Below are 23,641 nucleotides of genomic sequence, written 5' to 3' on the forward strand. Positions count from 1 at the left end.
CTTCGGTCGCGAACGCGCCACTGCGGGGCGGGAGGGCGCCGCTATGGACGGGCCCGAGACACGGTCAGTCCTATCCATATGTAAAAGGGAGAACTCGTGGAGTCCATCTCCGAGATCCAGACCGATGACGCCGCGCGCGAAGACGCTGCCGTGGATGTCCCCACCGATGCGGCTCAGCCCGCCGAGAACGTAGAGGCCGCCGCGGCGGACGCTGCCACCGAGGAGCCCGCCGTTGCGGACGCTCCCGTTGAGGAGCCCGCTGCCGAGGAGGCTCCGGCCGAGGAGCCCGCCGTCGCGGACGCTCCCGCCGAGGAGCCCGCCGCCGAGGAGGCTCCCGTCGAGAAGCCCGCCAAGGCGCCCCGCAAGCGCGCCCCGCGTCGCGCCAAGAGCACCGACGTCGCCGCCGCTCCCGCCGAGACCCCCGCCGAGGCGGAGGCGTCCGTCGAAGCCGCCGCTGCGGCGTCGGGCGAGGAGACCGCGGTCGAGGCGCCGGTCGAGGCGCCGGCCGACGCGGCTGAAGCACCCGCCGCCGAGACCCCCGCCGAGACCCCCGACGCGGAGAAGAGCGACGCCGAGAAGGCCGACGCCCCCGCGAACGACAGCGCCGACGCCGACGCGACCGCTGACGGCTCGACCGATTCCGGCGACAACGGCGACGGCACGGCGGAGACCTCCGGCCGCAGCCGCAGCCGCTCGCGCAGCCGCAGCCGCAACCGCAACAAGGGCGGCGAGGGCGCGCAGAACGCGTCCGCCCAGAACGGCCAGGGCAACCAGAACGGCCAGGGCAGCCAGAACGCCCAGAACGCCCAGAACGCCCAGGGCAACCAGAACAACGCGCCTGCCGAGGTGTCCGACGACGACGACCAGAGCCAGGGCCAGGGACGCGGACGCCAGCGCAACAAGCGCCGCGGTGCGCAGACGGGCGACGAGTTCGAGACCGAGATCGGCGAGGACGACGTCCTCATCCCGATCGCCGGCATCCTCGACGTGCTCGACAACTACGCCTTCGTCCGCACGACGGGCTACCTGCCCGGCACGAGCGACGTCTACGTCTCGCTCGGACAGGTCAAGAAGTACAACCTCCGCAAGGGCGACGCCGTCGTCGGCGCGATCAAGCAGCCGCGCGAGGGTGAGCAGTCCAGCCGCCAGAAGTACAACGCCCTCGTGAAGGTCGACTCCGTCAACGGCCTCTCGGTCGACGACGCCGCCGAGCGCGTCGAGTTCGGCAAGCTCACGCCGCTGTACCCGCAGGAGCGCCTCCGCCTGGAGACCGCGCCCGAGAAGCTCACGCAGCGCATCATCGACCTCGTCGCTCCGATCGGCAAGGGTCAGCGCGGCCTCATCGTCGCCCCGCCCAAAGCCGGCAAGACGATCGTGCTCCAGCAGATCGCCAACGCGATCGCGACGAACAACCCCGAGGTCCACCTCATGGTCGTGCTCGTCGACGAGCGCCCCGAAGAGGTCACGGACATGCAGCGCACGGTCAAGGGCGAGGTCATCGCCTCGACCTTCGACCGCCCCGCCGAAGACCACACGACCGTCGCCGAGCTCGCCATCGAGCGCGCCAAGCGCCTCGTGGAGCTCGGTCGCGACGTCGTCGTGCTGCTCGACTCGATCACTCGCCTCGGTCGCGCGTACAACATCTCCGCGCCGACCTCGGGTCGCGTGCTCACCGGTGGTGTCGACGCCTCGGCGCTCTACCCGCCCAAGCGCTTCTTCGGCGCCGCGCGCAACATCGAGAACGGTGGCTCGCTCACGATTCTCGCGACCGCGCTCGTCGAGACCGGTTCCAAGATGGACGAGGTCATCTTCGAGGAGTTCAAGGGCACCGGCAACAGCGAACTGCGCCTGAACCGCTCGCTCGCCGACAAGCGGATCTTCCCGGCCGTCGACGTCAACGCGTCGTCCACGCGCCGCGAGGAGATGCTCCTGTCGTCCGACGAGGTCAAGATCACGTGGAAGCTGCGTCGCGCCCTCGCGGGACTCGACCCGCAGCAGGCTCTCGAGGTCGTCCTCGGTAAGCTCAAGGAGACGCAGTCCAACGTCGAGTTCCTCGTGCAGATGCAGAAGTCGATCCCGACGCCCACCGGGCACGGCGGCGGCCACAGCCACGGCCACGAGAACAGCATCCGCTGACCCTCGCCGCCCACGATCGTGTTCGAGTCCGTCCAGGGGCTGATCGACGAGCATAAGGCGGTCCAGGAGGAGCTCTCCGACCCCGCCGTGCACGCCGACGCCGCCCGCGCCAAGCGGGTGAACCGCCGCTACGCCGAGCTCAGTCGGATCGTCGCCGCCCACGATGCGTGGGTCGCGGCATCCGACGACCTCGACGCGGCGCGCGAGCTCGCCAGGGAGGACGACGCCTTCGCCGCGGAGGTGCCGGCGCTGGAAGAGAGCCTCGCGGCCGCGCAGGAGCGCCTGCGCCGCCTGCTGATCCCGCGCGACCCCGACGACGCGCGTGACGTGATCATGGAGATCAAGCAGGGCGAGGGCGGCGCGGAGTCCGCTCTGTTCGCGGCCGACCTGCTGCGGATGTACATCCAGTACGCCGCGTCGCAGGGGTGGAAGACCGAGCTCCTCGAACGCAACGAGAGCGATCTGGGCGGCTACAAAGACGTCCAGGTCGCCATCAAGGGCACGTCGTCCGACCCCGCGCAGGGCGTGTGGGCGCACCTGAAGTACGAGGGCGGGGTGCACCGCGTGCAGCGGGTGCCGGCCACGGAGTCTCAGGGGCGCATCCACACCTCGACGACGGGCGTCCTGGTCTTCCCCGAGGTCGATGAGCCCGAGGAGATCCAGATCGACCCGAACGACCTGAAGATCGACGTCTTCCGCTCGTCCGGGCCCGGCGGGCAGTCCGTCAACACCACCGACTCGGCCGTCCGCATCACGCACGTGCCGACCGGGATCGTCGTCTCGATGCAGAACGAGAAGAGCCAGCTCCAGAACCGCGAGGCCGGCATGCGCGTGCTGCGGGCGCGGCTCCTCGCGAAGCAGCAGGAAGAGCTCGATGCTGCGGCATCCGATGCGCGGCGATCGCAGATCCGCGGCATGGACCGCTCCGAGCGCATCCGCACGTACAACTTCCCCGAGAACCGCATCGCCGACCACCGCACCGGCTACAAGGCCTACAACCTCGATCAGGTGATGGACGGAGCCCTCGGCCCGATCATCGAGTCCGCGATCGCTGCCGACGAAGAGGCCCGGTTGGCGGCGCTCGGCTCCTGACACGGTCGGAAACGTGTCGCCGACAGGGCGGCGCTGAGCGCTACGCTCGCGTCATGGTCATGTTCCTGCTGCGTGCGCTGATCTTCCTCGTGTCGGCGGCTCTCGGACTCATCGTCGCCGATCTCGTCCTTCCGGGCTTCGCGATCGAGTGGCGGAGCCCGATCGGCTTCATCCTCGCGATCGTGATCTTCGCGGTGCTGCAGAGCGTGCTGGCGCCGTGGCTCGCGCGCGTCGCTCAGCGCAACGCACCGGCGCTTCTGGGCGGCATCGGGATCGTGTCGACGTTCGTCGCGCTCGTCGTGGTGGTGCTCATCCCGGGCGCCGGCCTCACGATCGGCGCGCCCTGGTGGACGTGGATCATCGCGCCGGTCATCGTCTGGCTCGTCACCGCGCTCGCGACGCTCCTGCTGCCGATGCTCTTCATCAAGAAGAAGGTCGCCGAGCGCCGCAGCTGACGCGCCGCGTCAGATATAGTACTCGGGTGCCGTCAGCACCGCGCGCGTGTCCTCGCCGGGAGTGCGCTTGCGGGGCTTGGCCGGGATGCCGACGAGCACGGAGTCCTCGGGGGCATCGACGGTCACGACGGCGTTCGCCCCGATGACCGAGCCCGCACCGATCGTGATGGGGCCGAGGACCTTCGCCCCCGCGCCGACGGCGACGCCGTCGCCGAGGGTCGGATGCCGTTTGCCCGCGTCACGCGTGCGTCCGCCGAGCGTCACCCCGTGGTAGAGCATGACGTCATCGCCGATCTCGGCGGTCTCGCCGATGACGACGCCCATGCCGTGGTCGACGAAGAAGCGTCGACCGATCTGCGCCCCCGGGTGGATCTCGATCCCCGTGAGCCACCGGGTGACCTGGGAGCCGCCGCGGGCGAGGAAGCGCACGCGCCGCACCCACAGCGCGTGCCAGACGCGGTGCGCCCAGATCGCGTGGAGACCGGGGTAGAGGAGCGCGATCTCGATGCTGGACCGTGCGGCGGGGTCCCGGAGCTTCGCCGCGGCGATGTCCTCACGGACACGAGCCGACGAGCGTCGCAGCGCCCTTGCCACGCGGCCGACGGCGCTCACGCGGCATCCTCGCGCAGGTGCGCGTAGAGCGCGGTCGACAGGTAGCGCTCACCGGCATCCGGAATGATCACGACGATCCGCTGTCCCGCCGCTTCGGGGCGGGCGGCGATCTGCAGGGCCGTCCAGACGGCGGCGCCGGCCGACATCCCCGCGAGGATGCCCTCCCGCGTCGCGAGATCGCGGGCCGTGGCGATCGCGTCGTCGAACTCGACGTCGGAGATCTCGTCGATCACGGTGCGATCGAGGACGTGGGGCACGAAGTTGGGCCCGATGCCCTGGATGCGGTGGCCGCCCGCGCGACCCTCGCTGAGCATGGGGGAGTCCTTGGGCTCGACGACGACCACGCGGACGTCGGGATTGCGCTCTTTCAGCACCTGTCCGACGCCGGTGATCGTGCCGCCCGTTCCGGAGCCGGCGACGAACCAGTCGACCTTGCCCTCGGTGTCGCGCCAGATCTCTTCGGCCGTCGTGCGGCGGTGGATCGCGGCGTTTGCCTCGTGCTCGAACTGACGCGCGAGGATCGCACCGGGAGTGTCGGCGACGATGCGGTGGGCGGTGTCCACGGCCTCCGTCATGCCCTTGTACGGATCGGTGAGCACCAGTTCGGCGCCGTACGCCTTCAGGAGCGTGCGCCGCTCCTTCGACATGGAGGCGGGCATGGTCAGGATCACGCGATAGCCGCGGGCGGCGCCGATGAGGGCGAGTGCGATGCCCGTGTTGCCGCTCGTGGACTCGACGATCGTGCCGCCGGGCACCAGTTCGCCGCTGGCTTCGGCCGCCTCGATGAGCGCGAACCCGAGACGGTCTTTGACGCTCGCGCCGGGGTTGTAGAACTCGAGCTTGACGACCACCTCTGCGGCGAGCCCCTCGGTCAGGCGGTTCAGCCGGACCAGGGGAGTGTCGCCGAAGGCGGTGGTGATGTCGGGATGGATGCCGGGCACGTGTCGGATCAGTCCTCGCGCAGGTGCTCGTAGAGCGCCGTCGAGAGGTACCGCTCGCCGAACGACGGCACGATGACGACGATGTTCTTGCCGGCGGCCTCCGGGCGGGCGGCGATCTGGAGCGCCGTCCAGATGGCGGCGCCCGACGAGATGCCGACGAGGATGCCTTCCTTTGTCGCCACCTCGCGCGCCGTCGTGATCGCGTCGTCGAAGGCCACGTCGACGACCTCGTCGATGACGGACTGGTCGAGGATCGGCGGGATGAAGTTCGGTCCGATGCCCTGGATCTTGTGGGGACCCGGGGTGCCCTTGGTGAGCAGCGGCGAGTCGGCCGGCTCGACGGCGACGATCTTCGCCTCCGGCAGGCGCTCCTTGAGCACCTGCCCGACGCCCGAGATCGTGCCGCCCGTGCCGATGCCGGCGACGAAGTAGCCGACGGCCCCGTCGGTGTCGCGGATGATCTCCTCGGCGGTGGTCTTGCGGTGGATCTCCACGTTGGCCTGGTTCGCGAACTGCTTCGCGAGAACCGCACCGGGAGTCTCTCCGGCGATGCGCTCGGCCTCGGCGACGGCGCCCTTCATACCCAGCGAGGGGTCGGTGAGCACGAGCTCGGCGCCGTACGCCTTCAGCAGCAGACGACGCTCGACCGACATCGACGACGGCATCGTGAGGATCACCTTGTAGCCGCGCGCCGCACCCACCATCGCGAGCGCGATGCCGGTGTTTCCGCTCGTGCCCTCGACGATCGTGCCGCCGGGCTTCAGGTCTCCCGACGCCTCCGCGGCGTCGACGATCGCGATCCCGAGACGGTCCTTCACCGACGAGGCGGGGTTGTAGAACTCGAGCTTGGCCAGCACCGTCCCCGGCAGGCCTTCGGTGACGCGGTTGAGCTTCACGAGCGGGGTGTTGCCGAATGCGCTCGTGATGTCGGAGTGGATGCCGGACATGGCCTGCCTTTCGTGCGGGTGTGCAGCTTTCGCGGGCGTCTCGGGCTGGTCCGAGGCGGTCGCACCAGCCTACGGGCGAGCCCCGGGAGAGAGCCGTATGTGACGATTCTTCACGATTAGGCTGGACGTACTCATGAAAACCGCCGACGACTCCCGCGCGCCCGAGCGCCTGAGCGAGCTGCTGAGCAGCGCGACCGCGCGCCTGGCCGCCGCCGGCGTGCCGACGCCCGACGTGGATGCCGAGCTGCTCGCCGCCCACGTGTGGGGGCTGTCGCGAGGTGCGCTGGCCGCTGCGGCGCTCCGCGGCGACCCGGTGCCCGCCGACCTCGACGTGTTCGAGAGCCTCATCGCGCGCCGCGCCGCCCGCGAGCCGCTGCAGCACCTGACGGGTCGGGCGCCCTTCCGCCATCTCGAGCTGCGCGTCGGGCCCGGCGTGTTCGTGCCGCGACCCGAGACGGAGATCGTCGCGCAGCTGGCCATCGACGCGCTCCGCGCCTCGGCATCACCGGCGCCCACCGCGGTCGATCTCGGCACCGGCTCGGGCGCGATCGCGCTGTCGCTGGCGACCGAGGTGCCGCACGCCCGCGTGTTCGCCGCCGAGAACTCGGTCGACGCGTTCGTGTGGGCCAAGGAGAACTTCGCGGAGCACGCGCCGAGCGCCACCCTCGCATTCATCGATCTCGCCGCCGCCTTCCCCGACCTCGACGGCAGCGTCTCGGTGCTCGTGTCCAACCCGCCCTATGTGCCGGACGACGCGATCCCGCGCGATCCGGAGGTGCGCCACTGGGATCCGCCGGCCGCGCTCTACGGCGGTCCCGACGGACTCGACGTCGTGCGCACGCTCTCGGAGGTGGGCAGGCGACTGCTGCACCCGGGCGGCATCCTGATCCTCGAGCACGGCGAATGGCAGGGCCCCGCGATCCGCGAGCTGCTGACCGCCGACGGCTGGCGCGCGGCGGCGACCCACCCCGACCTCACGATGCGCGACCGCGCCACGACGGCCATCCGGGCCTGAGCGGCGGCCGACACAGGGAACGCTGACCCGGCGACCGTAGACTGGAGCCGCTATGTCCACTGTGTTCGACACCCGCGACGCCGACCAGCTGCTTCCCGCCCTGCGTCAGGCGCGGCAGGCGATCGCCCGCGGCGAGCTCGTCGTGCTCCCCACCGACACCGTCTACGGCATCGGTGCCGACGCGTTCAGCCCGGCCGCCGTCGCACGCCTGCTCGCGGCGAAGGGCCGGGGCCGGCAGTCGCCGCCTCCCGTGCTCGTGGGCGGGATGCCGACCCTCCGTGCCCTCGTTGCGGAACTGCCCGAAGCCGTCGAGCGACTCGTCGAGCGCTTCTGGCCCGGCGGGCTCACGATCGTCCTCCCGGCGCAGCCGTCGCTCACGTGGGACCTCGGCGACACCGGCGGGACGGTCGCCGTCCGCATGCCTGCCGAACGCATCGCGCTCGAACTTCTCGCCGAGACGGGACCGCTCGCCGTCTCGAGCGCCAATCTCACCGGCAAGGCGGCAGCGACGACCGTCGACGATGCGGTCGACATGCTCGGCGACAGCGTCTCGATCTACCTCGACGGCGGCGCCTCGCCCACAGGAGTGGCGTCGACGATCGTGGATGCCACGGGCCTCGTCGGCGACGAGAGCCGCCCCGTGCGCGTGCTCCGGGAGGGTGCCGTGGCGCGGTCCGCCCTTCGCGAGGTGCTCGGCGACCTCCTCGAACCCGATCCCGCCGACACCGACGCGGTCGGCGACTCCGCGTGAAGCACTACGTCTTCATCCTGATCCTCACGGGGGCGCTCACCTTCGTCCTCACGTGGGTCGTGTGGCGCGTGAGCATGCGCTACAAGCTCTACCCCGGCATCCGCGAACGTGACGTGCACAAGAATCCGACGCCGCGCCTGGGCGGGGTGGCGATGTTCCTCGGTGTCCTCGGGGCCTTCGCGCTGTCCACCGCGGTGCCCTACTTCCAGATCATCTGGCAGGAGCCGGTGCGCATGTGGGCGATCCTCGGATCGACCCTGCTCATCGTCCTCGTGGGCGTCGCCGACGATCTGTGGGACCTCGACTGGTTCCTCAAGCTCGGCGCCCAGTTCCTCGTCGCCTGGATCATCGTCGGCCCCGGCGGCGTGCAGATCTACTCGCTGCCGATCGGCGGCAAGACCATCTTCTCGGGATGGCTGAGCGTCATCCTCTCGGTGTTCGTGATCGTCGTCGTCATGAACGCCGTCAACTTCATCGACGGCCTCGACGGATTGGTGGCCGGCGTCGCCCTCATCGCCAACGGCGTGTTCTTCGCCTACACCTATCTGCTGGCACGCGACTTCGAGTTCACCAGCTACTCGAACCTCGCCGCCTTCATCGCGATCGTGCTCGTCGGAGCGTGCGTGGGGTTCCTGCCCTTCAACTGGAATCCCGCGCGCATGTTCATGGGCGACGGGGGAGCGCTCATGCTGGGGCTGCTCATGGCCGTCTCGGCGATGCTCGTCACCGGCAGCCTCCCCAACCAGCTCATCGCCGACAACGATCAGTTCGGCCGGTCGCAGCTCCTCGGTGCGTTCATCCCCGTGCTGCTGCCGATCGTCGTGGTGCTGCTGCCGCTCCTCGACTTCGGGCTCGCCGTGATCCGCCGTATGTCGAAGGGCAAGTCGCCGTTCTCGCCCGACCGCAAGCACCTCCACCACCGCATGCTCGACATGGGGCACAGCGACCGCGACGCGGTGCTGATCTTCTACGCCTGGACGGCGGTCGTGAGTCTGTCGGTGCTCCTCATGTACATCGGCACGACCGCCGACTGGCCGGGCCTGTACTGGCCGGGCCTCTCCTTCGCCGTGATCGGCGTCGCCGCGTGCCTCATCGTCACCCTGTTGCCCTCGCGCCGCGCCGCTCGCGCGGTCGTCCCGCTCCCGCCTGAGCCCGAACGGAAGCCCGTCTCATGAATCGCCCCGTCGTCTCCAGTACCCCGGTCCTGCGCACCACTCTGCTGTGGTCCGCGATCGCAACCGCCGTGTTGGCGGTGATCGGCGCGCTCATCGGCTGGAGCGTTCGCGGCACCGACGGGTTGTGGAGCGCGCTCGTCGCGGTCCTGCTCGCCGCCGTCTTCCTGGGGTTCACCGGCGCCAGCATCCTCATCGCCAATCGCTGGTACGGAGACGCGCTCTACGTGCCGATCTTCTTCGGGCTCGTGATGGGCGCCTGGGTACTGAAGTTCGTGGTCTTCATCGTTGTCCTCGTCGTGCTGCGCGGTCAGCCCTGGCTGGATCCGGCGGTGTTCTTCGTCGCGCTCATCGTGAGCGTCGTCGCGTCGCTCGTCATCGACGTCCTCGTGATGCTGCGGATGCGCATCCCGCACGCCAGCGACGTGACCCTCCCGACGGCCGCCGACCTCGACAGCGCCGGTGATCCGCCACGAGATCTCCCCCACGAGGACGAGACCCCGCGCGGGGCCTGATAGGCTGTCCTCAGAGCCCGCCCTGTTCCTCCGGGAGCGACTGCGGAGTCCGCTCAATCGACCATCGTCGCCCCGGCCCTGGCCGGTGCCCCGAAGCTGGAGCCAGCGCTGTTTACCCAGACTGCGACCCTGATCGCCACATCCGCCGGAGAAGGCCCTGAGTTTCACGGTCCGTCGATCGACGAATTCTTCCCCGAGGTCATCTTCAACGCGTTCGGCGTCATTCCGGTCACGCGTATCCACCTGATCCAGTTCCTCGCGGTCATCGCGATCGTCCTGATCTTCTGGCTCGGCACGCGCCGCATGACGGTCGTGCCCGGGCGGTTCCAGAGCCTCGTGGAGATGGGCCTCGACTTCGTCCGCGTCAACGTGGCGGAAGACCTTCTGGGCAAGAAGGACGGGCAGCGGTTCCTGCCCATCCTGACCACCATCTTCTTCATGGTGCTGTTCATGAACATCACGGGCATCATCCCGTTCCTGAACATCGCCGGCACGAGCATCATCGCCGTGCCGCTCCTGCTGGCCGTCGTGAGCTACGTGACCTTCATCTACGCCGGCGTCCGGAAGAGCCCGAAGAACTTCTTCAAGAATGCGCTGTTCCCCTCCGGGGTCCCGCCGTTCCTCTACATCGTGGTGACGCCGCTCGAGTTCATCTCGACGTTCATCATCCGGCCGGTCACGCTGACGCTCCGACTCCTCATGAACATGATGGTCGGTCACCTCATGCTCGTGCTGTTCTTCGCAGCCACGCAGTTCTTCCTTCTCGACCTGGGTGGCTGGTGGTCGGCGCTCGCAGCGGGCTCGCTCGCGTTCGGCCTCGCCTTCACTCTGTTCGAGATTCTGGTGGCCGTCCTCCAGGCCTACGTCTTCACCATCCTCACCGCGGTCTACATCCAGCTCGCGGTGGCAGAAGAGCACTGAGCGGGCGGGCACTCGCCCTCCCACCCAACCGAAAGGAAAACACCCGTGGACGCAACTACGGTTCTCGCCGAGGTCTCCGGTTCCATCGCGACGGTCGGCTACGGCCTCGCCGCCATCGGCCCCGCCATCGGCGTCGGCATCGTCGTCGGTAAGACGATCGAGGGCGTCGCCCGCCAGCCCGAGCTGGCCGGTCGCCTTCAGGTCCTGATGTGGATCGGTATCGCCTTCACCGAGGCGCTCGCCTTCATCGGCATCGCCACAGCCTTCATCTTCGGCTTCTGATCCCGCCCGCACTGACCCTGAAGGAGACAGGATGCTGAACGCTCTTGTCCAGGCCTCAATCGTGGCCGCGGAGGAGGGGGAGGCCAAGAACCCCCTCATCCCCGCCTGGTACGACATCATCTGGTCGGGTGTCTGCTTCGCCGTCATCCTCTTCGTCTTCTGGAAGGTCGCCCTTCCGCGGATGAAGGCCCTGCTCGACGCACGCTCTGCTGCCATCGAGGGCAACATCGCGAAGGCCGACGAGGCCCAGCGTCGTGCCGAGGCCGCACTCGAGGAGTACACCTCGCAGCTCGCCGAGGCGCGCAAGGAAGCCGGCGAGATCCGCGACGCCGCCCGTGAGGACGGCAAAAAGATCGTCGCCGAGGCGCGCGAGAACGCCTCCACCGAGGCTGCCCGCCTGACGGCTGCCGCACACACGCAGATCGAGGCCGAGCGTCAGTCGGCTCTCGTCTCGCTGCGCAGTGAGGTGGGCACGCTCGCGCTCGACCTGGCCGGCGGCGTCATCGGCGAGACCCTCGCGGACGACACGAAGGCCAAGAGCGTCGTCGACCGCTTCCTCGCCGACCTCGAGTCGGAGACGGCCAAGTAATGGGCAGCGCGACCACGCAGGCGCTCGCCGCGACCGACGCGGCGCTCGCGACGACGAAGATCGGCGACCTGAGCATCGCTCAGGAGCTGTTCCTCGCCGCGCGCTCGATCAGCGAGTCGTCGCAGCTGAGCAGCGCACTCTCGTCCTGGGGTATCCCGGGCGAGGCGCGTGCCGGCGTGGCCGCTCAGGTGTTCGCCGGGCTGCAGCCTGCGACGGTGTCGCTCGTGACCACCGCCGCTGCGCAGCGCTGGTCTTCGCTCGACGACCTCGTCGCCGGCATCGAGGCGCTCGCCATCCGGGCCGCCTCGCTCGCCGCTCCGCAGGTCGACGTCGAAGGTGAGCTGTTCGAGGTCACGCGCACCGTCGCGGCGAACCCCGAGCTCGAGCTGGCCCTCGGCAGCCGTCTGGGTGAGGCATCCGCGAAGGGGAAGCTCATCGAGTCGATCCTCGGCGGACGCGCCAGCGAGGCGACGACGCTCATCGTGTCGTCGCTCGTGCAGCAGCCTCGCGAGCGGAGGGTCCGCACCCTGCTCAACCGTGCGCTGCGCCTCGTCGCCGACCAGCGCGGTCGCACCGTCGCCACGGTGTACGCCGCGAGCCCGTTGGATGCCGACCAGCTCACACGGCTGCGGGCGTCGCTCGCCTCGAGGTACGGCGCCGATGTGGCGCTCAACACCGTCGTCGACCCGGGTGTCCTGGGCGGCCTGCGGATCGAGATCGGTGACGACGTCATCGACGCGACCGTCTCCGCCCGCCTCCACGATCTGCGTCAGCGACTGGCTGGCTAGAACTTCCCCGCTCCCACCGGGGAGCGGACCGCAGGCATCGCCTGCATCGACTTTCACAACAAAGGAAGACCATGGCAGAACTGTCCATCAGCCCCGACGTCATCCGTGACGCGCTGAAAGACTTCGTCGCCGCGTACGAACCCACCGCGGCTTCCGCGACCGAGGTCGGCACGGTCATCGACGCCGCCGACGGCATCGCCCACGTCGAGGGTCTCCCCGGCGCCATGGCGAACGAGCTCGTGCGCTTCGATAACGGTGTCGAGGGCCTCGCGCTGAACCTGGACGAGAACGAGATCGGTGTCGTCGTGCTCGGAGACTTCTCCGGCATTCAGGCCGGCCAGAAGGTCACCCGCACGGGTGAGGTGCTCTCGGTCGCCGTCGGAGACGGCTACCTGGGTCGCGTCGTCGACCCGCTCGGCAACCCGATCGACGGCCTCGGCGAGATCGCGACCACCGGCCGCCGCGCACTCGAGCTCCAGGCGCCCGGCGTTATGGCGCGAAAGAGCGTCCACGAGCCGATGCAGACCGGCATCAAGGCGATCGACGCCATGATCCCCGTCGGCCGCGGCCAGCGTCAGCTCATCATCGGCGACCGCCAGACGGGCAAGACCGCGATCGCGATCGACACGATCATCAACCAGAAGGCGAACTGGGAGTCGGGCGACCCGAACAAGCAGGTCCGCTGCATCTACGTCGCGATCGGCCAGAAGGGCTCGACGATCGCGTCGGTCAAGGGCGCCCTCGAAGACGCCGGCGCGATGGAGTACACGACCATCGTTGCCGCCCCGGCATCCGACCCGGCCGGCTTCAAGTACCTTGCGCCGTACACCGGCTCGGCCATCGGTCAGCACTGGATGTACGACAGCAAGCACGTCCTCATCATCTTCGACGACCTCTCCAAGCAGGCCGAGGCCTACCGTGCGGTGTCGCTGCTGCTGCGTCGCCCGCCGGGCCGCGAGGCGTACCCCGGCGACGTGTTCTACCTGCACTCGCGTCTGCTCGAGCGTTGCGCGAAGCTGTCGGACGAGCTCGGTGCCGGGTCGATGACGGGTCTGCCCATCATCGAGACGAAGGCGAACGACGTGTCGGCCTACATCCCGACCAACGTGATCTCGATCACCGACGGCCAGATCTTCCTCCAGTCCGACCTCTTCAACGCCAACCAGCGGCCCGCGGTCGACGTGGGCATCTCGGTGTCCCGTGTCGGTGGCGACGCGCAGGTGAAGTCGATCAAGAAGGTCTCCGGAACGCTCAAGCTCGAGCTCGCGCAGTACCGCTCCCTCGAGGCGTTCGCGATGTTCGCGTCCGACCTCGACGCCGCGTCGCGCCGTCAGCTCGACCGCGGTGCGCGTCTGACCGAGCTGCTCAAGCAGCCCCAGTACGACCCGTACCCCGTCGAGGAGCAGGTCGTCTCGATCTGGGCCGGCACCAACGGCAAGCTCGACTCGATCGCCGTCGAGGACGTCCTCCGCTTCGAGCGGGACCTCCTGGACTACCTCAAGCGCAACACGTCGATCCTCGACACGCTGCGTGACACGAACGTCCTCGACGACGACACGCTCGCCGAGCTCGAGAAGGTCACCGACGCGTTCGTCCTGGAGTTCCAGGGCGGCAAGGGCCAGGCCATCAACAAGCCCGGTCACGAGGAAGTCGAGGCGGCCAACGTCGACGACGTGAACCAGGAGAAGATCGTCAAGGGACGTCGCGGCTGAGCCGCGTCGTCTGACACCTGAGACGCAGAACCTATGGGCGCACAACTCCGGGTCTACAAGCAGAAGATCTCCTCTGCTCAGACGACCAAGAAGATCACGAAGGCGATGGAACTCATCGCGGCTTCGCGCATCCAGAAGGCGATGGCGCGCGTGCGCGCGTCCTCGCCCTTCGCGCGGGCCGTGACGCAGGCCGTCGCTGCCGTCGCCACCCACTCCAACGTCCAGCACCCGCTCACCACCGAGCGTGACGTGATCCGCCGCTCCGCGGTGGTCATCTTCGCGTCCGACCGCGGTCTCGCCGGCGCGTTCAACTCGCAGATTCTCCGTGAGGGTCTGCAGCTGGGTGAGCTGCTGCGCAGCGAGGGCCGCGAGCCGGTCTACTTCCTCGTCGGACGCAAGGCGGTCGGCTTCTTCCAGTTCCGGCAGATGCCGTGGGCAGGGGAGTGGACGGGCGACACCGATACTCCGCACTTCAACACGGCGGAGCAGATCGCGGGCGCGCTGCTGGAGGCGTATGACCTCGGCGGCGAAGACGGCGGCGTGGACGAGATCCACCTCGTGTACAACCGCTTCATCAGCATGATGACGCAGTCGCCCGAGACGGTGCGCCTGCTGCCGCTCGAGGTCGTCGAGGCCGATGAGGCCGAGGCGAGCGCTCCGTCGCAGGTGTACCCGCTCTACGAGTTCGAGCCGAGCCCGGAGGTCGTCCTCGACGCGCTCCTGCCGGTGTACATCCAGAGCCGAGTGTTCAACGCCCTCCTGCAGTCCTCCGCGGCCAAGCACGCCGCGACGCAGAAGGCGATGAAGTCGGCCAGCGACAACGCCGACAAGCTCATCACCGACTACACCCGCCTGCGCAACAACGCGCGTCAGGCCGAGATCACGCAGCAGATCGCCGAGATCGTCGGCGGCGCCGACGCCCTGGCATCGGGCAAGTAACGACCACACCGAAAGAGACACATCATGACCACCACCGCCACCGCTGAAGCGACCACGGTCGTCGGTCGCGTCGCGCGCGTCACCGGCCCCGTCGTCGACATCGAGTTCCCGCACGACTCGATCCCCGACATCTACAACGCGCTCAAGACCACCATCACCATCGACGGCGCGTCGACGGAGATCACCCTCGAGGTCGCGCAGCACCTCGGCGACGACCTCGTGCGCGCCATTTCGCTCAAGCCCACCGACGGCATGGTCCGCGGCCAGGAGGTGCGCGACACCGGCGGCCCGATCAGCGTTCCCGTGGGTGACGTCACCAAGGGTCGCGTCTTCGACGTGACCGGCGAGGTGCTCAACGCGGCGCCCGGCGAGACGATCGAGATCACCGAGCGCTGGGGCATCCACCGCCAGGCGCCGAACTTCGACCAGCTCGAGTCGAAGACCGAGATGTTCGAGACCGGCATCAAGGTCATCGACCTCCTCACCCCCTACGTGCAGGGTGGCAAGATCGGCCTCTTCGGTGGTGCCGGTGTCGGCAAGACCGTCCTCATCCAGGAGATGATCCAGCGCGTTGCGCAGGACCACGGTGGTGTGTCCGTGTTCGCCGGCGTCGGCGAGCGTACCCGTGAGGGCAACGACCTCATCCACGAGATGGAGGAGGCGGGTGTCTTCGACAAGACCGCTCTCGTCTTCGGTCAGATGGACGAGCCGCCGGGGACGCGTCTGCGCGTCGCTCTCTCGGCCCTGACGATGGCGGAGTACTTCCGCGACGTCCAGAAGCAGGACGTGCTGTTGTTCATCGACAACATCTTCCGCTTCACGCAGGCCGGCTCCGAGGTCTCCACGCTGCTGGGGCGCATGCCCTCCGCGGTGGGCTACCAGCCCAACCTCGCCGACGAGATGGGTGTGCTGCAGGAGCGCATCACCTCGACGCGTGGTCACTCGATCACCTCGCTGCAGGCGATCTACGTGCCCGCCGACGACTACACCGACCCGGCTCCGGCGACCACGTTCGCCCACCTGGACGCCACGACCGAGCTCTCCCGTGAGATCGCCTCCAAGGGTCTGTACCCGGCCGTCGACCCGCTCGCCTCGACGAGCCGCATCCTCGACCCGCGGTACATCGGCGCCGACCACTACCGGGTCGCGACCGCGGTCAAGCAGATCCTCCAGAAGAACAAGGAACTCCAGGAGATCATCGCGATCCTCGGTGTCGACGAGCTCTCGGAAGAGGACAAGGTCGTCGTCGCCCGCGCGCGCCGCATCCAGCAGTTCCTTTCGCAGAACACCTACATGGCGAAGAAGTTCACCGGCGTCGAGGGCTCCACGGTCCCGATCAAGGAGACCGTCGAGTCGTTCGACGCGATCGTCAAGGGTGACTTCGACCACGTCGCCGAGCAGGCATTCTTCAACGTCGGCGGCATCTCCGACGTCGAGGAGAAGTGGGCGAAGATCCAGAAGGAGAACAGCTGACATGGCACTGACGGTGACCCTCGTCTCCGCCGAGGAGGAGGTCTGGCACGGTGAGGCATCCCTCGTCGTCGCGAAGACCGTCGAGGGCGAGATCGGCTTCATGTCCGGTCACGAGCCTGTTCTCGCCATCCTCGCCGAGGGCCAGGTCCGCATCACGCAGGTCGACGGCACGAAGGTCATCGCCAGCGCGCAGGACGGTTTCCTCTCGATGGAGGCCGACGAATTGCGGATCGTCGCCGGCCACGCCAGCCTGCAGTCCTGACACACGTCGCAACGCCGCCCGGTTCCGCCGGGCGGCGTTGCCGTTCCCGGAGTCCGATCCTCATGCTGATCCTGCTGCCGCCCTCCGAGACCAAGCGTCCGGGAGGCACCGGAGCGCCGCTCGATGTGGATTCCCTCGCGTTGCCGTCGTTGCGTGAGGCGCGGGACGCGGCGATCACCGCGCTCGTCGGCCTGAGCGCCGATGAGGACGAGGCGATGCGGGTCCTCAAGCTGAGTGAGCGTCAGCGCGGTGACCTCATCGCCAATGCGACGTTGCGCGAGAGCCCGACGATGCCCGCCGTGGACCGCTACACGGGCGTCCTGTTCGACGCGCTCGACGCGGCGACGTTGCCCGCTCCGGCGCGACGCTGGCTGCACGGCCACGTGCTCATCCACTCTGCGCCGGTGGGCCCCGTCGCCGCCCTGGACGGTCTCCCCGCCTATCGCCTCGCCGCCGGCGCGTCGCTTCCCGGCATCCCTCCGTTGCGCCGTCACTGGGCGGATGCCGTGACCGCCGCCCTCGGCGAGCTGGCGCCGTCGTTCGTGCTCGACCTGCGTTCGGAGGCGTACGCGGCGCTCGGGCCCGTGCCCGCCGACATCCCGCACGCGTACGTGCGCGTCGTGACCGCGGGCGCCGACGGGGTGGTGCGGGCACTCAACCACTTCAACAAGCACGCCAAGGGGGAGCTGGTGCGTGCGCTGGCGCTCAGCCGTCCTCGAGTGCGGTCTCTCGGCGGCTTCGCGTCCTGGGCGTCGTCGCACGGGTGGGAACTGCGAGACGGGAAGCCCGGCGAGATCGAGCTGATGGTCTGAGCTGTCTCAGCCTTCGTGCGTGTTCTGCGCCGTGCGTTCGGTGTTCTCCGCGATCGCGATGAGCGCGACGACGGACTCGATCACGAACCTCAGCACGACGACAGCGATGAACGCGAGGATCGGCACGACGATCACGGTCGACACGATGAGGGAGATCCCTCCGCCGAGGTTCCACCAGAGCGCCCTGATGCCGCCGATGATGCCCCCGAAGAACGCGGCGATGAAGCCGATCCCGACGGCGATGAGGCCGACGAGATAGAACGCGCTCGCAAGCCGACGGGTGATGAACGTCGTGAAGGAGATGTCGAACAGGGCGGCGAGGAATCCGCGCCCGATGTCGTCGACCTCGCCCACCAGACGGGGAACGCCCGTGTCGTCGACCGCTGCCGGAGCGGATGCCGCGGCGGCCTCGGACGCCGGACGGTCGGGAAGCGGAGGAGGGGTGGGTGTGCTGTCGGTCATGGCGGTTCCTTCCGTCGGCTTCATCGCGCGCAACGGCGGTCGCGACCCGTGAAGAACTCCCGGTGTGGAGATCCTGTGCACCGCTGCGGCTGCTCGCTAGCATGGCACCAGCCGAGACCCTCGGCCGACGGCTCGCCGTCGTCATCGCCCTCGGAAAGGGATCGAGATGGACTATTCGGACGGAACCGCACTTGCCGCATTGGCGGTCGTGGGTTTCTTGACCTTCCTGCTCGGCGTCGCCGTGTATGTGGTGACGGCCTACTTCCTCATGAAGATCTTCGACAAGGCCGGCGTGCAGGGCAGGTGGCGCGCCTGGGTGCCGATCTACAACTTCATGGTGTTCAGCAAGCTCGGCGACCTCAGCCCGTGGCTCGTACTGATCGCCGGCGGTGCCGCGGTGGTGCTCTTCTGGGTCCCCGGGCTCGGCACGATCCTCGGCCTCGCGATGCACATCATCGCGCTCCTCGCCGCATGGCGTGTGGGGCTCAAGCTGCAGAAGGAAGCGGTGTGGGTCATCCTGTACTTCTTCCTGTCCCCGGTCTGGCTCGGAATCAACGCCTTCGACAAGTCGCGCTGGAACCTCAACGTTCCGGCTGCTCCGTGGGCCGGCAACGCGTTCCTCTCGGACACCACGACGTGGGCCGGCATCCCGAGCCAGGCGCCGGCGGGAGGCTACCCGGCGAACCCCGTGACCGCCCCCGGCTACGTCACGCCGCCGCCGGCCGCTCCCGCCACCCCGCCAGCCGCCAGCACGACGCCTCCGGCCGCTCCCGCCGCGCCCGAGACGCCCGCTGCGCCTGAGCCGCCCGCCGCGCCCGAGCCGCCCACGACAGAGCCGCCGACCGCGCCGGAGCCGCCCACGACGGAGCCGCCGACCGCGCCGGAGCCGCCCCGCACCTGAGGATTCTGAACGGCACGGGCCTGTGGCGCTGTCCGGGCGCCACAGGCCCGTCCACTAGAGTGTGACCACGTCCACCGACGATCAGGAAGGGTGGGAGCGTGGCCGAATCCGCGACGCAGAGGCATACGGTCTCGTTGCCGGATGGCGATATCGAGCTCGCCTGGTCGGAAGTGACCCATCGGGGTCGTCGGCGCGATGTGAATCAGGATGCCGTGCTCGCGCTGTACCCCCTCTTCGTCGTCGCTGACGGCATGGGCGGTCACATCGGCGGCGAGATCGCCTCCACCAGCACGATCACCCGCCTGCGAACGGTCGCCGAGAAAGGCACCGTCACGACCAAGGCGGTCGAGAAGGCACTCGGGCGCGCGGTCGCCGACATCGACTCTCACCCGGAGGCGACCGACGAGGGCACCGGCACGACCGTGACGGGCGTCTACCTCGACGTCAGCGGTCAGGAACCGACGTGGGTGACGCTCAACATCGGCGATTCCCGCGTCTACCTCTTCCGCGACGAGAGCCTCGCGCAGATCACCACCGATCACTCGGTCGTGCAGGAGCTCATCGCCGCCGGCAGGTTGAGTCCGGAAGAGGCGGAGAACCACCCGTACGGCAACGTGATCACGCGTGCCGTAGGCCCGTCCGACGGTGTCGCTCCCGACTACGTGAAGCTGGAGGTCGTCGACGGCGACCGGTTCGTGGTGTGCAGCGACGGCCTCACGAAGGAATTGACCGACTACGGCATCCTGCACTTCCTGCTCCAGCACGAAGACCCGACCGAGGCGGTCGACGCGATGCTCGAGGCTGCGCTGGAGAACGGCGGCCGCGACAACATCACGATCATCGTGCTTAACGTCGCGCGCGCGGGCTCCTCCCCGGCTGAGGACTGAGCCAGCTCGTCCACAGATCGACGTTCCGGCGGACGGACGCGGCGCGGTGGACGCTGGACTGTGGGGGTGACCTCACTCCTCGATGAGCCGATTCGCATGCCGACGGCTCCGGCCCCGCCCGTGCACCCTCCGTTCGCGCTGTGGACGGCGATCGTTCCGGTCGGCGGTGCCGTCGTGTTGTGGGCGGTCACGGGATCGCCCTACGCGCTCTGGTTCGCAGCCCTCGGTCCCGTCGTCGCCGTTGCGGCACTCTTCGACGGCAAGCGGAGCAGTCGCCGTGCCCAACGTCGGTCGCGCGATGAGTACGTCCGACAGCTCGCGGAGGTTCGCGACGGCGTGCAAGATCGCCATGAGCAGGAGCGGCGCACGCTGTGGGCGCGCCATCCGGATGTCGCCGAGTTCGCGAGACGCCCCGACGACGTTTGGCGCCCGGTGGAAAGGCGCGGATCGCTCCTCGTTATCGGCAGGGGAGAGACTCTCAGCACGGTTCGGCTCGACGGCGGCGCAGGCGACGACGACGGGCGCGAGCTTCGTCGTGTCGCGCGGTCACTGGAAGGCGCTCCCGTCGTCGTACCGGCGAGAGCGGGCATCGCCATCGTCGGCCCCGCGGTGTGGTCGACTGCGGTCGCACGGGGTCTCGTCCTTCAGATGTGTCTGATCGAACCGCCGAGGCGTCTGCGGCTGGAGGTCGCCGGGGAGCCGGACCTCGCCGCGCTGCCGCACCACGAGAGCCCCGGGGCGACGTCACTGGGCTTGTTCACCGCGGTGAGTGCTGCCGCGGATGCCGTGGACATCCCGATCGTCTGCATCGGCGACGGGCCACCCCCGCCGCGGTGCGCGGTCGTCGTGACACTCGTCGCTGCCGGGCGCGCACGAGTGGAGCACGGCAGCATCAGCACGGAGGTGGAGGTGGAGCTCGTCTCCCACGATCGTGCTCGAGACGTGGTGAGGTGGCTCATCGACAGGGCTGGGCACATGCGCGATCGCTCGGAGGAGCCGCCGGCGCTCTCCGCGCTCCTCGCGTCGGCATCGGCATCGGCATCTGCTTCGGGCCGGGAAGCACCGGCTGGCGATACGCTGCCCGCGATCGTCGGTGTCGACGCGACCGGTCCTGCCGTGGTCGACCTCGTTGCAGACGGGCCGCACGCGGTCGTCGTCGGCGTGACGGGCGCGGGCAAGAGCGAACTCCTCACCAGTTGGGTCGCGGCTCTTGCTGCCATCCGAACGCCTCACGAAGTGTCTTTCCTGCTGGTCGACTTCAAGGGTGGTCGCACGTTCGACGCGCTCGCGGGGCTGCCCCACGTGACGGGGGTGCTGACCGACCTCGATGAAGCCGCCGCGGTCAGAGCGATCGGGAGCCTTCGCGCGGAACTACGTCACCGAGAGCGTGTGTTGGCCGACGTCGGTGCGCGCGACGTCGAGGAGGCGGGAGATGCCCTCGGCCGCCTCGTCGTGGTGGTCGACGAGTACGCCGCCCTGGTGGCCGCCCACCCGCCGCTCCACGATCTCTTCGCTGATATCGCCGCGCGAGGCCGTGCGCTCGGGATGCACCTCATTCTCGCGTCGCAGCGATCCGCAGGGGTGTTCCGCGACGCGGTGCTCGCCAACGCGCCGCTGCGGCTCGCGCTGCGCGTATCCGATCCCGCGGACTCTCGCGCCGTCCTGGGCGTCGATGACGCGGCCGCGCTGTCGGGTCGGCCCGAGGAACGCGGTGTCTGCCTCGTGCGAGGGCCGGCCGACGCCGCTCCCCGCACCGTGCGGGTCTCCCGGAGCGACCCCGCCGTGCTCCCGTCGATCCTGGCCGCCGGTCACCCGCCGGCCCGAAAGCCGTGGCTGCCCTCGCTGCCGGAGCGAATCGAACCGGGAAATCTCGTGACGGGGTCACCGCCCGGAGCGATCGTCCTCGGAATCGCGGACGAACCCGACCTCCAGCGGCAACGTCCGCTTCTTCTCTCCGCTGATGAGCCGGGCCTCCTGGTGCTCGGCGCCTCCGGCAGCGGACGCACGTCGGTCCTTCGCGCGATCGCCTCGCAGACGCACCACGCGATCGTGATCTCCGCGGAGCCAGAAGAAGGGTGGGATGCCGTCGGGCGCGCCGAGCAGGCCACTCCCGGTTCGGTCATCCTCGCCGACGACCTCGACCTGCTCCTGGCCCGACTCGGCGCCGATCATGCTCTGGTGGTGCGGGACCGGCTCGAGCAGCTGGCGCGCGAGTCGAGATCTCGGGGCATCCGGCTCATCGTGTCCGCCCAGCGTCCGGGCGGCGCCGTCGCGCGCGTCGCGGATGCGATCCCGCGGCGGTTCCTGCTCGATCATGCGTCTCGCACCGATTGGGTTGCCGCCGGGGGAGAGAGCGCCGACTACGCGCGGTGTCGCCCGGGCCGCGGGCGGTGCGACGGCATCCTCGTACAGAGCCTCTGGGTTGAGCCCCAGCACGCGCCCACCTCGGAGCCTGCCGTCGCCGTGGAGACGTGGATGCCGGCGCGTCAGCCGGTGGCGTTCATCGCCCCCGACACATCCGCGACGCGAGCGACGCTCGATCGCTGGCGTTCCGGCGGTGTCGCCATCGACCGCATCGACACGACAGGCGCCGAGCTGCGCCGCGGGGGCGTGCTGTGGGGCACGCCGGACGGATGGCTGGCGCAGTGGCGGCTGCTGGCGGGTGCGCGGGCAGAGGCGCAGCTCGTGGTCGACACGGCGTGTGCGAGTGAGTACCGCACCATCACCGGATCTTCGGAGATACCGCCCTTCGCGCTCCCGAGGGCGCGTCGGGCATGGCTGCGCACACCCGACGGGTCCACACGACGTATCGTGCTGCCGGTATGACGGGGCTCAGCTCAGGACGTCGGCCAACGGCGTCAGTTCGAGACCGTGCGCCGCCGCGACGCCGGGGTTCACGACAGCTCCGCCCGTCGTGTTCAGACCCGTTGCCAGCGACGCGTCCGCCGTGAGCGCCTGCTCCCACCCGAGCGAGGCGATGCGCCGAACGTAGGGGAGGGTCGCATTGGTCAGCGCGGATGTCGACGTATTCGGCACCGCACCGGGCATGTTGGCCACGCAGTAGAACATGCTGCCGTGCACTGCGAATGTCGGATCGGCGTGGGTGGTGGGGCGGGTGTCTTCGAAGCAGCCCCCCTGGTCGACGGCGATGTCCACCAGCACCGATCCTGGCCGCATGCGGCTGACCATGTCGTTCGTCACCAGCTTGGGCGCCTTGGCACCCGGGATGAGCACCGAGCCGATCACGAGGTCGCTTCCGACGACCGCGCGATCGAGGTCGAGGGGATTGGAGGAGGCTGTCTTGACGCGTCCCTGGAAATGATCGTCGAGGAAGCGCAGACGCTGGATGTTCGTGTCGAAGATCGTGACGTCGGCGCCCAGACCGGCGGCGATCACCGCAGCGTTGGCACCGGCGACACCGCCGCCGATCACCGTCACCGTCGCAGGGCGCGTGCCCGGGACGCCCGACATCAGCAGACCGAGCCCCCCAGCGGAGCGGAGGAGGGTGGCAGCACCCACCGTCGGCGCGAGACGTCCGGCGACCTCGCTCATCGGCGCGAGCAGGGGCAGCCCGCCACCTGCCTGCTGAACCGTCTCGTACGCGATCGCCGTCACTCGATCGGCGACGAGCCGTTCGGTGAGCGGGCGATCCGCCGCCAGATGGAGGTAGGTGAACAGCACCAGATCGTCGCGGAAGTAGTCGTACTCGGCGGCGACCGGCTCCTTCACCTTGAGGAGCAGCTCTGCCCGCGCCCAGACCTCGGCGGCGTCGTCGAGCAGGACCGCCCCGGCATCCGTGTACTCCGCGTCGGACATGGATGAGCCGAGACCCGCTCCCCGCTGGACGAGCACCTCGTGGCCCGCAGCGACGAGATCGTGCACACCCGCAGGGGTGAGGGCGACGCGATACTCGTTGTTCTTGATCTCGGTGGGAACGCTGATCCTCATGGGGTTTCCTCTCCGCGCCCGGGTACGGG

At 69.2% G+C, this 23,641-nt stretch carries 24 protein-coding genes; 19 read left to right on the forward strand and 5 right to left on the reverse strand.

Going from position 1 to position 23,641, the window contains the following annotated elements:
* Window positions 1–96 precede the first annotated feature (96 nt).
* From rho to P0Y48_01515, 3 genes are read left to right on the forward strand one after another with little or no spacing between them, the layout of a single operon-like run.
* Window positions 97–2,136, forward strand: a complete 2,040-nt coding sequence (rho, locus tag P0Y48_01505) for a transcription termination factor Rho (GenBank protein WEK13915.1) — start codon at window positions 97–99, stop codon at window positions 2,134–2,136.
* Window positions 2,137–2,154: 18 nt separating this feature from the next.
* The gene (prfA, locus tag P0Y48_01510) at window positions 2,155–3,228 is read left to right on the forward strand and encodes a peptide chain release factor 1 (GenBank protein WEK13916.1); all 1,074 of its coding nucleotides are present in this window, start codon (window positions 2,155–2,157) and stop codon (window positions 3,226–3,228) included.
* A 53-nt stretch (window positions 3,229–3,281) separates the two neighbouring features.
* Window positions 3,282–3,683 (forward strand): hypothetical protein, encoded by a 402-nt coding sequence (locus tag P0Y48_01515; protein ID WEK13917.1) that lies wholly within the window; start codon window positions 3,282–3,284, stop codon window positions 3,681–3,683.
* Window positions 3,684–3,692: 9 nt separating this feature from the next.
* On the opposite strand, the gene cysE is transcribed toward P0Y48_01515, so the two are convergent.
* The 3 genes from cysE to cysK (P0Y48_01530) are packed head-to-tail and all read right to left on the reverse strand — an operon-like array spanning window position 3,693 to window position 6,183.
* Window positions 3,693–4,295, reverse strand: coding sequence for a serine O-acetyltransferase (gene cysE, locus P0Y48_01520; GenBank protein WEK13918.1), 603 nt, complete (start codon window positions 4,293–4,295; stop codon window positions 3,693–3,695).
* Window positions 4,292–5,236 carry a cysteine synthase A gene (gene cysK, locus P0Y48_01525; GenBank protein ID WEK13919.1) on the reverse strand — a complete coding sequence of 315 codons (945 nt, stop codon included), beginning with the start codon at window positions 5,234–5,236 and terminating at the stop codon, window positions 4,292–4,294. Before cysK (P0Y48_01525) ends, cysE begins: the two co-directional genes overlap by 4 nt.
* Window positions 5,237–5,244: 8 nt before the next feature.
* Window positions 5,245–6,183 carry a cysteine synthase A gene (cysK, locus tag P0Y48_01530; GenBank protein ID WEK13920.1) on the reverse strand — a complete coding sequence of 313 codons (939 nt, stop codon included), beginning with the start codon at window positions 6,181–6,183 and terminating at the stop codon, window positions 5,245–5,247.
* A gap of 133 nt (window positions 6,184–6,316) precedes the next feature.
* On the opposite strand from cysK (P0Y48_01530), the gene prmC reads away from it, so the two are divergent.
* The 13 genes from prmC to yaaA all read left to right on the forward strand — a co-directional run bounded on the left by prmC (window position 6,317) and on the right by yaaA (window position 17,414).
* Window positions 6,317–7,198: a peptide chain release factor N(5)-glutamine methyltransferase gene (prmC, locus tag P0Y48_01535; protein WEK13921.1), complete on the forward strand. Its 882-nt coding sequence runs from the start codon at window positions 6,317–6,319 to the stop codon at window positions 7,196–7,198.
* Between the two features lie 52 nt (window positions 7,199–7,250).
* Window positions 7,251–7,949, forward strand: a complete 699-nt coding sequence (locus P0Y48_01540; protein WEK13922.1) for an L-threonylcarbamoyladenylate synthase — start codon at window positions 7,251–7,253, stop codon at window positions 7,947–7,949.
* Window positions 7,946–9,124: an MraY family glycosyltransferase gene (locus P0Y48_01545; GenBank protein WEK13923.1), complete on the forward strand. Its 1,179-nt coding sequence runs from the start codon at window positions 7,946–7,948 to the stop codon at window positions 9,122–9,124. The genes P0Y48_01540 and P0Y48_01545 overlap by 4 nt, the downstream gene beginning before the upstream one ends.
* Window positions 9,121–9,636, forward strand: a complete 516-nt coding sequence (locus tag P0Y48_01550) for a hypothetical protein (GenBank protein ID WEK13924.1) — start codon at window positions 9,121–9,123, stop codon at window positions 9,634–9,636. The genes P0Y48_01545 and P0Y48_01550 overlap by 4 nt, the downstream gene beginning before the upstream one ends.
* A gap of 108 nt (window positions 9,637–9,744) precedes the next feature.
* Window positions 9,745–10,557: a F0F1 ATP synthase subunit A gene (gene atpB, locus P0Y48_01555; protein WEK14980.1), complete on the forward strand. Its 813-nt coding sequence runs from the start codon at window positions 9,745–9,747 to the stop codon at window positions 10,555–10,557.
* A 45-nt stretch (window positions 10,558–10,602) separates the two neighbouring features.
* Window positions 10,603–10,839, forward strand: coding sequence for an ATP synthase F0 subunit C (gene atpE, locus P0Y48_01560; GenBank protein WEK13925.1), 237 nt, complete (start codon window positions 10,603–10,605; stop codon window positions 10,837–10,839).
* Window positions 10,840–10,870: 31 nt separating this feature from the next.
* Window positions 10,871–11,428 (forward strand): F0F1 ATP synthase subunit B, encoded by a 558-nt coding sequence (locus P0Y48_01565; GenBank protein WEK13926.1) that lies wholly within the window; start codon window positions 10,871–10,873, stop codon window positions 11,426–11,428.
* Window positions 11,428–12,216, forward strand: coding sequence for a F0F1 ATP synthase subunit delta (locus tag P0Y48_01570; protein WEK13927.1), 789 nt, complete (start codon window positions 11,428–11,430; stop codon window positions 12,214–12,216). Before P0Y48_01565 ends, P0Y48_01570 begins: the two co-directional genes overlap by 1 nt.
* A gap of 71 nt (window positions 12,217–12,287) precedes the next feature.
* On the forward strand, window positions 12,288–13,928 hold the full coding sequence (atpA, locus tag P0Y48_01575) for a F0F1 ATP synthase subunit alpha (protein ID WEK13928.1): 1,641 nt from the start codon (window positions 12,288–12,290) through the stop codon (window positions 13,926–13,928).
* Between the two features lie 33 nt (window positions 13,929–13,961).
* Window positions 13,962–14,867 carry a F0F1 ATP synthase subunit gamma gene (locus P0Y48_01580; GenBank protein ID WEK13929.1) on the forward strand — a complete coding sequence of 302 codons (906 nt, stop codon included), beginning with the start codon at window positions 13,962–13,964 and terminating at the stop codon, window positions 14,865–14,867.
* A gap of 24 nt (window positions 14,868–14,891) precedes the next feature.
* Window positions 14,892–16,340: a F0F1 ATP synthase subunit beta gene (gene atpD / locus P0Y48_01585; GenBank protein WEK13930.1), complete on the forward strand. Its 1,449-nt coding sequence runs from the start codon at window positions 14,892–14,894 to the stop codon at window positions 16,338–16,340.
* A 1-nt stretch (window position 16,341) separates the two neighbouring features.
* Window positions 16,342–16,602, forward strand: a complete 261-nt coding sequence (locus P0Y48_01590; protein WEK13931.1) for a F0F1 ATP synthase subunit epsilon — start codon at window positions 16,342–16,344, stop codon at window positions 16,600–16,602.
* Window positions 16,603–16,664: 62 nt separating this feature from the next.
* Window positions 16,665–17,414: a peroxide stress protein YaaA gene (gene yaaA, locus P0Y48_01595; GenBank protein WEK13932.1), complete on the forward strand. Its 750-nt coding sequence runs from the start codon at window positions 16,665–16,667 to the stop codon at window positions 17,412–17,414.
* 6 nt (window positions 17,415–17,420) lie between these two features.
* Here yaaA and P0Y48_01600 read toward each other — a convergent pair whose 3' ends face one another.
* Window positions 17,421–17,876 carry a DUF4282 domain-containing protein gene (locus P0Y48_01600; GenBank protein ID WEK13933.1) on the reverse strand — a complete coding sequence of 152 codons (456 nt, stop codon included), beginning with the start codon at window positions 17,874–17,876 and terminating at the stop codon, window positions 17,421–17,423.
* A 166-nt stretch (window positions 17,877–18,042) separates the two neighbouring features.
* Between P0Y48_01600 and P0Y48_01605 the strand changes: the two genes are divergently transcribed.
* From P0Y48_01605 to P0Y48_01615, 3 genes are all read left to right on the forward strand, one after another.
* Window positions 18,043–18,777 carry a large exoprotein gene (locus tag P0Y48_01605; GenBank protein ID WEK13934.1) on the forward strand — a complete coding sequence of 245 codons (735 nt, stop codon included), beginning with the start codon at window positions 18,043–18,045 and terminating at the stop codon, window positions 18,775–18,777.
* Between the two features lie 98 nt (window positions 18,778–18,875).
* On the forward strand, window positions 18,876–19,664 hold the full coding sequence (locus P0Y48_01610) for a protein phosphatase 2C domain-containing protein (protein ID WEK13935.1): 789 nt from the start codon (window positions 18,876–18,878) through the stop codon (window positions 19,662–19,664).
* 66 nt (window positions 19,665–19,730) lie between these two features.
* Window positions 19,731–22,490: an FtsK/SpoIIIE domain-containing protein gene (locus P0Y48_01615; GenBank protein ID WEK13936.1), complete on the forward strand. Its 2,760-nt coding sequence runs from the start codon at window positions 19,731–19,733 to the stop codon at window positions 22,488–22,490.
* A 6-nt stretch (window positions 22,491–22,496) separates the two neighbouring features.
* Here P0Y48_01615 and ald read toward each other — a convergent pair whose 3' ends face one another.
* Window positions 22,497–23,612, reverse strand: a complete 1,116-nt coding sequence (ald, locus tag P0Y48_01620; GenBank protein ID WEK13937.1) for an alanine dehydrogenase — start codon at window positions 23,610–23,612, stop codon at window positions 22,497–22,499.
* Window positions 23,613–23,641 lie beyond the last annotated feature (29 nt).

This window comes from Candidatus Microbacterium phytovorans, from assembly GCA_029202445.1.
In the GTDB taxonomy this organism is placed as follows: domain Bacteria; phylum Actinomycetota; class Actinomycetes; order Actinomycetales; family Microbacteriaceae; genus Microbacterium; species Microbacterium phytovorans.